Source organism: Breznakia sp. PF5-3, assembly GCF_029504745.1.
Lineage (GTDB): Bacteria > Bacillota_I > Bacilli_A > Erysipelotrichales > Erysipelotrichaceae > Breznakia.
In genome coordinates, this window is sequence record NZ_JAQFIQ010000021.1 from 1 (window position 1) to 12,220 (window position 12,220).

General features: G+C 32.0%; 9 protein-coding genes. 8 read left to right on the forward strand and 1 reads right to left on the reverse strand.

Annotated elements, in window-relative coordinates:
• Window positions 1-698, forward strand: a 698-nt coding sequence (locus M2475_RS06300; protein ID WP_277490315.1) for a transposase, incomplete at its 5' end; no start/stop codon positions are given.
• 53 nt (window positions 699-751) lie between these two features.
• On the opposite strand, the gene M2475_RS06305 is transcribed toward M2475_RS06300, so the two are convergent.
• Complete coding sequence (locus tag M2475_RS06305) at window positions 752-2,095, reverse strand: ISL3 family transposase (protein WP_346780382.1); 1,344 nt, start codon at window positions 2,093-2,095, stop codon at window positions 752-754.
• A gap of 253 nt (window positions 2,096-2,348) precedes the next feature.
• Between M2475_RS06305 and M2475_RS06310 the strand changes: the two genes are divergently transcribed.
• From M2475_RS06310 to M2475_RS06340, 7 genes are all read left to right on the forward strand, one after another.
• Window positions 2,349-7,040, forward strand: a complete 4,692-nt coding sequence (locus M2475_RS06310) for a dockerin type I repeat-containing protein (RefSeq protein ID WP_277490316.1) — start codon at window positions 2,349-2,351, stop codon at window positions 7,038-7,040.
• Window positions 7,041-7,358: 318 nt separating this feature from the next.
• The gene (locus tag M2475_RS06315; RefSeq protein WP_277490317.1) at window positions 7,359-8,162 is read left to right on the forward strand and encodes an ABC transporter permease; all 804 of its coding nucleotides are present in this window, start codon (window positions 7,359-7,361) and stop codon (window positions 8,160-8,162) included.
• Window positions 8,163-8,170: 8 nt separating this feature from the next.
• A complete protein-coding gene (locus M2475_RS06320; RefSeq protein ID WP_277490318.1) occupies window positions 8,171-8,947 on the forward strand; it encodes an ATP-binding cassette domain-containing protein in 777 nt (258 codons plus the stop codon).
• Window positions 8,944-9,342, forward strand: a complete 399-nt coding sequence (gene tagD / locus M2475_RS06325) for a glycerol-3-phosphate cytidylyltransferase (protein WP_277490319.1) — start codon at window positions 8,944-8,946, stop codon at window positions 9,340-9,342. Before M2475_RS06320 ends, tagD begins: the two co-directional genes overlap by 4 nt.
• Window positions 9,343-9,400: 58 nt before the next feature.
• Window positions 9,401-10,579 (forward strand): CDP-glycerol glycerophosphotransferase family protein, encoded by a 1,179-nt coding sequence (locus M2475_RS06330; RefSeq protein WP_277490320.1) that lies wholly within the window; start codon window positions 9,401-9,403, stop codon window positions 10,577-10,579.
• Between the two features lie 14 nt (window positions 10,580-10,593).
• Complete coding sequence (locus tag M2475_RS06335) at window positions 10,594-11,712, forward strand: CDP-glycerol glycerophosphotransferase family protein (protein ID WP_277490321.1); 1,119 nt, start codon at window positions 10,594-10,596, stop codon at window positions 11,710-11,712.
• A complete protein-coding gene (locus M2475_RS06340; protein WP_277490322.1) occupies window positions 11,699-12,163 on the forward strand; it encodes a hypothetical protein in 465 nt (154 codons plus the stop codon). The genes M2475_RS06335 and M2475_RS06340 overlap by 14 nt, the downstream gene beginning before the upstream one ends.
• Window positions 12,164-12,220: the final 57 nt, after the last annotated feature.

Below are 12,220 nucleotides of genomic sequence, written 5' to 3' on the forward strand. Positions count from 1 at the left end.
ATAACTATGAGGCAAAAGAATATGCAGTATACACAATACTAGGAATCAATTTAAAAGGTCAGAAAGATATTCTAGGGCTGTGGTTAAGTGAAAGCAAAAGCAAGAATCAATGGATGCAGATATTTGATGAGATAAAGAATCGAGGAGTAGAAGATATATTCTTCATTTCTATGGATGGAGTAAGTGGGTTGGAAGCAGGAGCAAAATCGATATTTCCAAATGCATTGGTACAACGATATATCGTACACTTAATTCGCAATTCCTTAAACTATGTACCAAGTAAAGATTATAAGAAATACACACAAGCATTGAAGAAAGTATATGGAGCACCAAACTTAAAAGCAGCGCAAGTAGCATTCGATAATTTTAGGAAAGAGTTCTCCTCTTATCCAGGAGCAATTGATGTATGGGAGCGAAATTTTAAACACGTAGAACAGTTATTTGATTATGGAAGTGACATACGAAAAGTAATGTATACGACAAATGCAATTGAAGCAATTCATTCTAGTTTTCGTAAAGTCACAAAAAAAGGAGCATTCCCAAATGAGAACGCTCTCTTCAAAGTACTCTATTTACGAGTTTGTGAGTTACAAGATAAGTGGCAAGGTGGAACGATTCATAACTGGTCAATGGTAATGAATCAGTTGCTGATCAACGATAAAATCGCTGAACGTATCCGCAAATACTCAGCATTCTAAAAACTACTTACACACTTTTCTTGACAAACCCAGGAGTTCCATCTTTTTGCGACCTATTTTTTGTTGTATGGACCTCGTTTACGTCCTTCCTGTTTGTCGGACTCTAAACGATCACTTATTGAATAAAACACTTTTTTATTAAGTGCTAATAAAACTCTCTTTCGTAATCTTTGAAAGTTCACTGCTCCATAAATCAAGGCTAAGTATGAACGTATTTTACCGTTGATATTTTCTGCTAGTGCATTTGATTGTTTTCTATTATGATAGGGTCTTTCAAATGAGTTAATAATCTGGTCATGCCAGTTAATAAGTGTATTTGTACACTCATTAAGTTCACTTATCCCTGATTCTTGAAACTCTTTAATTAAATGATCTAACCACACTTCACAGTTTTCAATTGTAGCTGTATCATTGAAAAATTGATAGTTGCTTTTTAATTCATATGTAATTTTTAACCTATCAGAAACCTCTAGAAGCATATTGAATAGTTGTCGTTTATTAACTTTTCTTTTAAAGTGTTGATTGTGTTGTGGTTCATTATCTAGATTTATATCCTTTATCTCTAGAAGCTTATGCCAATTTTTCAATAAATAATAGGCATCACTTCCATATGGCGTTTGATTCATAATATTTAATCTCATTCGAGAAAAAGCATCACATACTCCCTTTACCACATGAAAAGGGTCGACAGCTATTTTTGCCTTAGGAAAATGTTTCTTAGCTATATCATAATAAGCTAGCCACATATCAATAGTTACGAATTTCACCTTACTTTTCTCCTTTGATGAATACATTTGAAAATACCGCTCTAACTTACGTTTTGATCTTGAGTTTAAAATATCAATAGGATAACGGTTTGCGTTATCTATGAGAACGCATAAATAAGCGCTGTTAGAAGCAGACATTTTTTTAGAGTGTAGTTCATCAATTCCTAAACATTTAGGGAGAGTGGGTTTCAAAATGCTCACATAACTGTCTAAATATAATTGTACAGAAGTAGGAGATATCTCAGTGAGTTCTGCTATTCGCTTAAATGCTAAATCTAGATCAGCTAAATATCTTATAACACGATTAATTACAGCGAAGCTATTATTGAATCCTTCAAAAGTAAAATGATTCTGTTCAAAAAAGGTCTTTGAACAGTGTTTACAGATATAGCGTCTTGCATGATAATGAATCACGCCATCAAAGTCATGTAGATTAGGATGGTGAATAATACGTTCTTTTTTTCCGTGAGGATTACATGGACCACCACAATATTTACATTCATGCTTTTTAATATGAAGCGTAATATGATAATGAAATGTATTGCCAACTTGATAGCAACTATAATTTTCAATGGTATCAGGGTGGACATTAAAAAGTGCTGTGATAAAATCTTTATTAGGAATATTGATTCCTCCCTTCGTATAATTTTAGATCACAACTATAAATTAGCACGAAGGTTTTTTCTTTTTCAAGGTTACTAGCCACACGATATTTTAGGCATATTAAAAAATGGCCACACTCTATTTTAGAGTCCAACCACAACCACACGATATTTTGGGCGCCATTATTATTATTTTCTATGGTTTCATAGAACGTAAATTATTTTCATTTCGTCATAAATTGTAGGGCGAAAATTATTATAAAGTTTTAAGGAGGAAAAAAATGAAAAAGATTAGTTTATTAACTGTGTTTAAGAAAATATTTCTAGTTTGTATGATTATGTTTATTTCATTATCAGCAATCAGTATACCGCAAAGTGTACAAGCGAATGAAGAAGCATCAGAAACTGAAATAAACGAAGAAACACAAACAGAGCGGAATGAAGTAAAGGAAATTGAAGATACTGTTGAATTAACAGCAAGTGATGGCACAATAAGTGTTTCGCAAGCACAAGATTTGGATAATTTAGGAAGTTTAAAATCGTTCAATAATGTTCATGCGACATTGAATGCGGTAGATAAGACAAGCGAAGTGAGTGTGAGAACCTCTTATGAAACAGCTATTTTATCTGGAGTACCAGGAATTTATAGTGTTATTTATAGTTTTGAAGGCCAAAGTAAAACAGTAAATATAACTGTTTTAAAGAATAGAAACGCAAGAGCAAATGTTATAACAGCAACGAACGCAACTGTAAATTCATTAGAAATGCTTTATACGAATAGAGGGGATATGATATATTATGAAGCATATCTAATACGATCATGTCATAATGTAAAAGTTAATGGAGAGGATACAAGTACTTGGAATCAAAAATTAGTAGAGACAATTGTATCAGAGGCAGATTGGTATTCAATAAAAATGGGAAAAGTAGGAACTTACAACATCACGTTTCAATATAACCCTGTTTCAGAGACGCCAGTAAGTACTACAGTAAAACTTACAATTGAAAATAAAAGTCATAAATATACTTTAGATGCGAAGGATGGGATAATAACTGATTATTATGCGAGATCCTATAGGGAACCTGGGCCATTGCCAATTCCAATAAATGATAATAAGGTTGTTGCTACTAAGGATGGTGTTGATAATACACATCTTGTTGCAGCAAAATTTGATACTTATGAAAATCGCGATAATTTTCGAGCAGGAAAATCAGGAACTTATAGTATAACGTATATCAATGCAAACATAACGAAAACAGTAAAGATTACTGTCGTACCTAGATTTGCTACCATTATAGAAGCAAGCAATGGAACAATAAGTGATACACAAGCAAAAACATTAGGTAATTTGAAAAATTTAAAATCATATAATAAAGTAAGTGGAAGAATAGATGATTATGGACGAAGTGGTGTTTTAAATCCGAACAAAGCAATAGATAGAACACGTGAGGTAATTGTAGAATCAAAGGATACTGATGCTATTTTGGCAGGAATACCAGGAACCTATAGTGTAACTTATACAACGGAAGCATCAAATTATACATATAATAATTCATCCAAAACCGTAACGATTACAGTTACTAAAACAGATTCCTATATTTTAAATGCGAGCAATGGAACAATGAGTGATACGCAAGCGAAAGCACTAGGAAATATAAGTAATCTAAAATCATATAATAATGTAAGTGCAAGTTTGAATGGAGTAAATAAAATAAATGAAGTAAGTGTAAGTACGAGTAATAACAGTGCGATATTAGCAGGGACCCCAGGAACATATAATGTAACATATGGTTATGGAGGACAAAGTAAAACCGTAAGTATCACTGTATCGAAAGATCCAGATGTGATTACTTTAAATGCAATAAATGGAACACTAACATCATCGCAAGCGAAGGCATTAGGAGTTTTAAGTAACTTAAAACCATACAATCAAGTAAGTGCAAGTTTGAATGGAAATGATGTTACATCTTCAGTAAATGTGAGTTCCACAAGTACAAGTGCAATCTTGAGTGGAATTGTAGGAACGTACAGTGTAACGTATACATATGGAGGACAAAGTAAGACCGTAAATATTACAGTGGTAGCAGATCCAGATGTAATTGTATTGAATGCAAGTGATGGAAGCATAAGTGTAAGTGAAGTAAAGAAATACGTAAGTTTAGATAGTTTAAGGAAATATAATAATGTAAAAGCGACACTAAACGGAACTATTGTGACAGGGCAAGTAACAGCAACATCACCAAATGAAATAGATATTTTATTGGGGAAATTAGGAACCTATCCAATAACATATAGTTATGGAGGACAAAGTAAGACCGTAAATATTACAGTGGTAGCAGATCCAGATGTGATTACTTTAAATGCAATAAATGGAACACTAACATCATCGCAAGCGAAGGCATTAGGAGTTTTAAGTAACTTAAAACCATACAATCAAGTGAGTGCAAGTTTGAATGGAAATGATGTTACATCTTCAGTAAATGTGAGCTCTACAAGTACAAGTGCAATCTTGAGTGGAATTGTAGGAACGTACAGTGTAACGTATACATATGGAGGACAAAGTAAGACCGTAAGTATCACTGTATCGAAGGATCCAGATGTAATTGTATTGAATGCAAGTGATGGAACAATGAGTGATACGCAAGCGAAAGCATTGGGTAATTTAAGTAATCTAAAACCATATAATGGAGTCATCGCAAGATTAAATGGAGTGGATAAAACAAGTGAAGTAAATGTAAGTGCAAGTAGCAGTGTAGCAATTTTATCAGGAACTCCAGGAACGTATAGTGTGACATACAGTTATGGAGGGCAAAGTAAAACAGTAAGTATAACAATAACGAAAAGTGAAGAGATAATAGTAATAAGTGCCAAGGATGCGGTGATTACACAAAGTGAAGCGCAAGCATTAAAAGATGAACAAGCATTATTAGCATATAACGATGCAAGAGCAAGTGTAAATGGAACAAGTGTAACACCAATCGCAACAGTAGCAAGTTGGTCAGCAATAAAAGCAGGAATCTTGGGAACGTATAAAGTAGAGTATAGTTATAAAGGACAAAGTAAAACAGTAAATGTAAGAGTAGTTGAAGATGGAGGAGTAATTCCACCGGATCGTTCATTTGTAATCTATGCGAATACAGCAGTAATGCATGCAGCGGAAGCAAAGCAGTTAACGAATAGAAATGAATTGATATCAGTCCATCAAGCAAGAGTAGAATTAGCAAATGGAGGAAGTGGACAACCAAGTGTTTCGGTATTAACAGCAAGTAAAGATAAAGAAGCATGGGGAGAAGTGACACAAGGGAAAGTAGGGCTGTATGCGGTTATATTTGGATATGGAAGTGGAAGCAATCAGGAAACTAAGGAAGTAGGATTATTTGTCATTGAAATAGCAGTAAGCGTGGAAGCGCAAGATGGAATTATGAGCCCAAGTGAAGCACAAGCCTTAGCCGATTTAAATGGAGTAAAGATATATAATAAAGTAACAGCAAAAGAAGGTAGTATAGATAAAACAAGTGAAGTAAGTGCAAGTTCACCATATGAGTCAATGATTTTAGCAGGAGTAGAAGGAACATATCCGATTACATATACATATGGGAATGTGAGTAGAGGAGTGAAGATAACCATCAAGGATGGGAAGATATCACCAGATCGCAAGTTTGTAGTATCAGCAAAAAATAAAGTGATAACCCAAGAGCAAGCAAGAGCATTGAATGTGAAAGAAGATTTAATCGCATACAATGAAGCAGCAGTAACATTTGCAGATGGAACAACTACCGATCCAGTAGTACGAGCACCAGAATTTGCATTGATTCAATCAGGAAACTCATTAGAAAAACCACATATGAATTATTATAGTTATGGAAGTGGAGCGAATGCCGTAGAAGTAGCGGCAAGTGTCACTGTAGTGAAGGGACAAATATCTCCAGATGAAGACTTTATTTTGAAAGCGCAAGATGCATTGATGAGTCAAAGTGAAGCCAAAGCATTATTAGGAAAACAAGAATTGCTACAAATCAATAAAGCAGAGGTAGTCTTTACAGATGGAAGTGGTTCAACGGTACCGAATGTAGATATATTAACATCAAAATGGACAGAGTTAAATAATGGAGTTGTAGGAGTATATGAAGTTACATATAGTTATGGAAACGGGAATAACTATACACAAAAGAAGGTGAAAGTAACAGTATGTCCAGATGGAAGTGAGATATCCCCAGAAAGAACCTTTGCAGTATATGCCAAAGATGCAGTAATTACACAAAGTGAAGCTAAAGGAATAGCGAATGAAAATGGTTTAATAAGATATAATGCAGCGATGGTATATTTTGGTGATGGAACAACAACCAATCCAAGTGTAACGACAAGTGAGTTGGCGAAGATAAAAGCAGGAACTTTGGGAAGTTACAATGTGAAATATTCCTATGTGGAAGATGGAGTAAGTGTAGCGAAGGATGTAAAAGTAACTGTCGTAAAAGATGGGGCACAAATCGGGCCAGAAAGAGATTTAGCAATTTATGCAGAAGATGCAACATTGAGTGTAGACGAAGCAAAAGGGTTGAATGTGAAGGAAGATTTAATTACAAAATGTAAAGCAGAAGTATATTATGCTGATGGAAGAAAAGGAATCCCAGATGTAGTAGCAAGTAAGTTTACAACAATCAAAAATGGAACAGAAGGGAAATATGATGTAAGTTTTGAAAAAGGAAGTGTAAGTAAGGATGTAGTGGTAAGTGTGAGTGTAGATTACTATGAAGCATATTTATTTGACTACAACGGGAATGGAGTTGTAGACTCTTATGATAATGCAATGTTTAATAATTATTTAATGGGAAATATAGCAATGACACCAGAAGCATTATTATTGAGTGATGCGAATGGGAATGGAATGATAGATTCTTATGATTCAGCGAGATTAAGTTATTTCTTGATGAATCCACAAGTAACACCACCAATTGTAAGAATTCCTAAATAGATGAGAAAAGGGATTGGAGAGTAATGAGTAGAATATAAGTATCAAAAGGGCATTGGCCATTTCACAAAGAGGCTAATGTCTTTTTTGTGCAATGATTAACTCATTTTTATAAGTAAAATTAATACATTAAGAAGAATTGAAATTTGCTTCATCAGCCTATCTTTTTTTAATTAAATTAAAATTAGCTTTTATAATTTACAGTTATTATAGAACGTTTTTTCATTTATAGCACTTTCTATTCTAAAAACTTGTTGATATTGTAAATATATAGCAAATAGTATAAAATAAATAGGTGAGGGATTTTGAAAAGGTGAGAAAATGAAAAGTGTTTTTTTTGTTTTAAAAGAGAATATCACAAATCTATATCGGATTTTTTCGATTGCGAAATATGAACTATTAGCAGATATGAGAGACTCTAAATTAGGGATATTCTGGAATATAGCAAATCCACTTATCCAAATGGCAACCTTTTGGTTTGTTTTTGGTATTGGAATACGTAAGGGACGTGGAGTAGGAATCGTTAGTTTTTTACCTTGGATGATTGTTGGAATTACAGTCTGGTTCTTTATAAGTCCATGTATAACAAAAGGGGTAAGTTGTATTTATGAAAAACGTAATATTATAACAAAAATGAAATTTCCTGTTAGTATATTACCAGCTACCATTGTATTGAAAGAGTTATTTAACCATATAATTATGATTACACTAGTGATAACCATTTTGTTTGTCAGAGGTCATCAACCTAACCTAATGTGGTTTCAAATCTTATATTATATGTTCTGTGCAATTTGTTTTTCGATTTCTTTAGGAATGATTACAAGTGTTTTAAACATGTTCACAAGAGATGTGAAAAAATTAGTAACAGCATGTATGCGAATGTTGATGTATTTAACTCCTATTTTATGGACAATGGAAAATATACCTGAGAAATATCAAATTATTATGAAAATGAATCCATTATATTATATTGTTGAAGGGTATCGAGGAAGTTTGTTTTTTCAAGATAGTTTTATGAATCATCCTGCACAGACAGCATTTTTCTGGGGGTTGATTATTGTTATGTTTGTGATAGGTAGTAACTTGATGTATCGTTTTAAACACAAGTTTATCGATATGCTGTAGGTGATAATATGAATGAAAAATATATCGTAGAGTTTAAAAATGTAGATAAAATCTATAAATTAGAAAATAAGAGTAAACGGAGATTTGCTCCTAAAAAACAATTTTATGCATTAAAGGATGTATCCTTTAATATAAAAAAAGGAAGCATTGTTGGTATTTTAGGAACAAATGGTAGTGGGAAAAGTACTTTATCGAATATTTTGGCAGGGATTTCATCACCAACAAATGGAAGTGTTAGCATTCGTGGAGAACAAGCACTTATTGCTATTAAAGCTGGATTGAATAACCAATTGACAGGATTGGAAAATATTAAAGTAAAAGGGGCCCTTTTAGGATTGAGTAAAAAAAGAATTCAAGAGATTACAGAGGGTGTTATAGAGTTTGCTGAATTGGGGGAATTTTTATACCAACCAGTAAAAAAGTATTCTAGTGGAATGAAATCCAGATTGGGATTTTCAATTTCAATATGTCTTGATCCAGATATTATTATTGTTGATGAAGCACTATCTGTTGGAGATAAAGCTTTTGCAGCAAAATGTATGGATAAGATGAATGAACTCAGAACCACAGGAAAAACTATTTTCTTCATTTCCCATTCAATTAATCAAATACGTGAGTTTTGTGAAGATGGTATTTGGATTGAAGGTGGGGAATTAAAAGCACAAGGAAAAATGCAAGAAATTGCAGATTTATATGAAAATTATGTAGAAGACTTTAAAAAGAAAAGTAAGAAAGAGCAAAAACAATTCAAAGAGGAATTGTTTGAAGAGAGGATCGTAAAATGAAAACAGTGATTACATATGGAACATATGATTTATTTCATGTAGGTCATTTAAATATGTTGAAAAGAGCAAAAGAACTAGGTGACTATTTGATTGTTGCTGTTTCTAGCGACCGGTTTAATAAAGAAGAAAAAGATAAAACATGTTATGTTAAAGATGTTGATCGTGCAGCAATAGTAGAAGCAATTAAATATGTAGATAAAGTAATTTTTGAAGATTCTTGGGATCAAAAGGTTGAGGATGTTCAAAAATACAATGCGGATGTCTTTGTCATTGGAGACGACTGGAAAGGAGAATTTGACTTTTTAGAAGAATACTGTGAAGTTGTATATTTACCTCGTACAGAGGGAGTAAGTACAACTCAGATAAAAGCAGAGCTAAAAAATCAAGGGGAGTAATACTTTGAGAATCATTAGGAGAACAAAAAGAAAAATACGGAAAACACTACGGAAAATAATGCGATTTATTAGACGGTGTGTTACTAAAATTTCAAAAATCATTTATAAGAAAATAAATCCAAGAATTTCTGTAGATGATAAAACAATTATTTTTATTGCTTATCATGGGCGCGGATACGCATGTAATCCAAAATATTTGCATAAGTATATGATGAGTCAAGAACGATTTAAAGATTATAAGATGGTGTGGGCAGTAAAAAAATTTAAGATTACCAAAATCGAAGGTGCTAAAATCGTTCGATATAATGGATTAAAATATTTCTATTATATGTCTAAAGCAAAATATTGGGTTATTAATTGTAAGATGCCAAAGCATATTGTTAAAAAACCAGAACAAGTATATTTACAAACATGGCATGGAACACCATTGAAACGTTTGGCTCATGACATTCAAGTAAAAGAAGATACAACGTTCTATCGTAGTGAAATGTCATTTGAACAAATGGCAAACACGTATGATAATGATGTTAAAAAATACAATTATATGATTTCACCAAATCATTTCAGTACGAAAGTATTTCAAAGTGCATTTCGTATTGATCGCAAACGTTTGATTGAAACAGGGTATCCAAGAAATGATTATCTGACAAATATTACGCAAGAAGAAATAGAAGTATTAAAAGAAAAATATCATATTCCTGAAGGAAAAAAAGTTATCTTATATGCTCCAACATGGCGAGATAATACCTATAATGCACGTGGATATACGTTTGAATTGCAGGCAGATTTTCATAAATGGATGGAAGTGCTTGGGGATGAATATGTAGTGTTATTTAAACCTCATTATCTTATTGTTAATAAATTCAAGCGAGATGAAGAAATTCGCGAATTTGTGAAAAATGTGCGAGCTGGAAGAGATATCAATGAATTATATGTTATCGCAGATGTATTAATTACTGATTATTCTAGTGTTTTCTTTGATTATGCGAATTTAAATCGTCCAATGTATTTCTACATGTTTGATTTGGATGCATATGCAGAAGAATTACGGGGATTCTATTTTGATATTTATAAAACTTTACCTGGGGATATTATCAAGAATGAAGATGAACTTTTAATGAAAATTAAAAGTGGTAACTATGATTATAAACGACTTGCGAAGTTTAATGAAGAATTTAATGATTTACAAGATGGACATTGTTGTGAAAAGGTTGTAAATATTATGTTTAATGATTAGAAAGAGGTGTGGCTATGAAACTTAGAAAGATGGTAATCTATTGTATTTTAAGTTTTTGTCGCCTCTTTTTAGTTTTTTATAAAATAAATCCTAAAAAGATAACCTTTATATCTCTGGAGAGTGAGGAACTAACTGGTGACTTTGCTTTATTAAGTAAAGCGTTAGAGCGCGAAGGAACATATGAATTAAATTATGTATTGGTTAAATTTGAAAAGACTTTGAGTGGAAATTTAAAATATTTATTTGTTTGTATTAAACAATTATTTGAAATTAACACATCAAAATTGGTTATCTTAGATTATAACAATTATGTAGTTTCAAAGTTTAAACGAAAAAATGTAAAAGTTTTACAATTGTGGCATGCAACAGGTGCAATTAAGAAGTTTGGAAATGCAGTAAATCGGGATTATCTTATTTCAAATTATGATTATGTGATTAGTAATTGTGATTATTTTGTAGAACCTTTTAGTGAAGCTTTTAATGTAAGACCAGAACAAGTAAGAGTGACCGGTATACCTAAGACAGATCGTTTGTTTGATCGAAAGCGAATTCGTAAAGATGTTCGCAGAATGCAAAATCGTTTTCCTCAAATTATAGGAAAAAAAGTTATCCTTTATGCACCTACATTTAGAGGTCGGTTAATGAAAGGGTTTCAAGATGGATATATTAATTTAGATAAAATTCAAGAAAACCTTGGCGATGATTATGTTTTACTTTATAAGATGCATCCATTATTGGAAGATAAAATAATATCAGAGAACAAAGAAATTATATGTTGTAATGGAATGAGTATCAAACAATTATTCTCAGTTACAGATATCTTGATTTCTGATTATTCTGCCATTATTTTAGATTTCTCAGTATTTGTTAAACCTATGTTATTCTATGTTCCTGATTTAGAGGAATATCGTCATGAAGTAGGCTTGTATGTAGATTATGAAAAAGAAATGCCAGGACCAATCTGCAAAAATGAAACAGAGGTTATTGAGACAATTGTAAAAAATAAGTTTGATATGGGTGATATACAAAGGTTTAAAGATAGGTTCTTTAAATATCAAGATGGGAAATCATTAACAAGAGTAATGAAATTAATAAATGAAATCATGGGTGGTGAGAAGTATGAAAAGAATTAGAAATGTGATTTTATCAATACTTGTAGTTTGTATCACTAGTGGTTGCTTCCTATTAGAAAATGAAAATTTAATGGTTTGTGAATATCAACCATTAAAGGATTATTTAGATTATGAAGTATATTATTCGGATGATGAGATTACAAAGGTTAAAATTATTACGGTTATGAACTATAAAGATTTATCAAAAAAAGAATTAGAAGAAAAAAAAGATGATTGGAAAAAAATCATCAAAAGTTATAATGAAGAAGATGGGATAGATGCCGAAATACAAGTAGATTTGGCAATCATTACAACGACAGTACAAGTCAATATTGATAAATACGATGCAATTAAGGATCCACTGCAAGTATTTAATTTAACATTTGAAGAAAAGGATTTTGAATCTGTTGAATCTTTTAGAAAAAAAGTACAAGATAATTACTTTAAATGTGATCAACTTGTAGAAAATTAAAGAAAAAAAGAAAAGAAGCACATAATTATGAGGAGCGCTTCTTTTCTTTTTGTGTGT

Excerpts from the sequence above, each read along its gene's own strand:
- M2475_RS06335 (WP_277490321.1), top strand. The coding sequence starts at position 10,594 with ATGAAACTTAGAAAGATGGTAATCTATTGTATTTTAAGTTTTTGTCGC.
- M2475_RS06320 (WP_277490318.1), top strand. The coding sequence starts at position 8,171 with ATGAATGAAAAATATATCGTAGAGTTTAAAAATGTAGATAAAATCTAT.
- M2475_RS06330 (WP_277490320.1), top strand. The coding sequence starts at position 9,401 with ATGCGATTTATTAGACGGTGTGTTACTAAAATTTCAAAAATCATTTAT.
- M2475_RS06310 (WP_277490316.1), top strand. The coding sequence starts at position 2,349 with ATGAAAAAGATTAGTTTATTAACTGTGTTTAAGAAAATATTTCTAGTT.
- M2475_RS06340 (WP_277490322.1), top strand. The coding sequence starts at position 11,699 with ATGAAAAGAATTAGAAATGTGATTTTATCAATACTTGTAGTTTGTATC.
- tagD (WP_277490319.1), top strand. The coding sequence starts at position 8,944 with ATGAAAACAGTGATTACATATGGAACATATGATTTATTTCATGTAGGT.
- M2475_RS06315 (WP_277490317.1), top strand. The coding sequence starts at position 7,359 with ATGAAAAGTGTTTTTTTTGTTTTAAAAGAGAATATCACAAATCTATAT.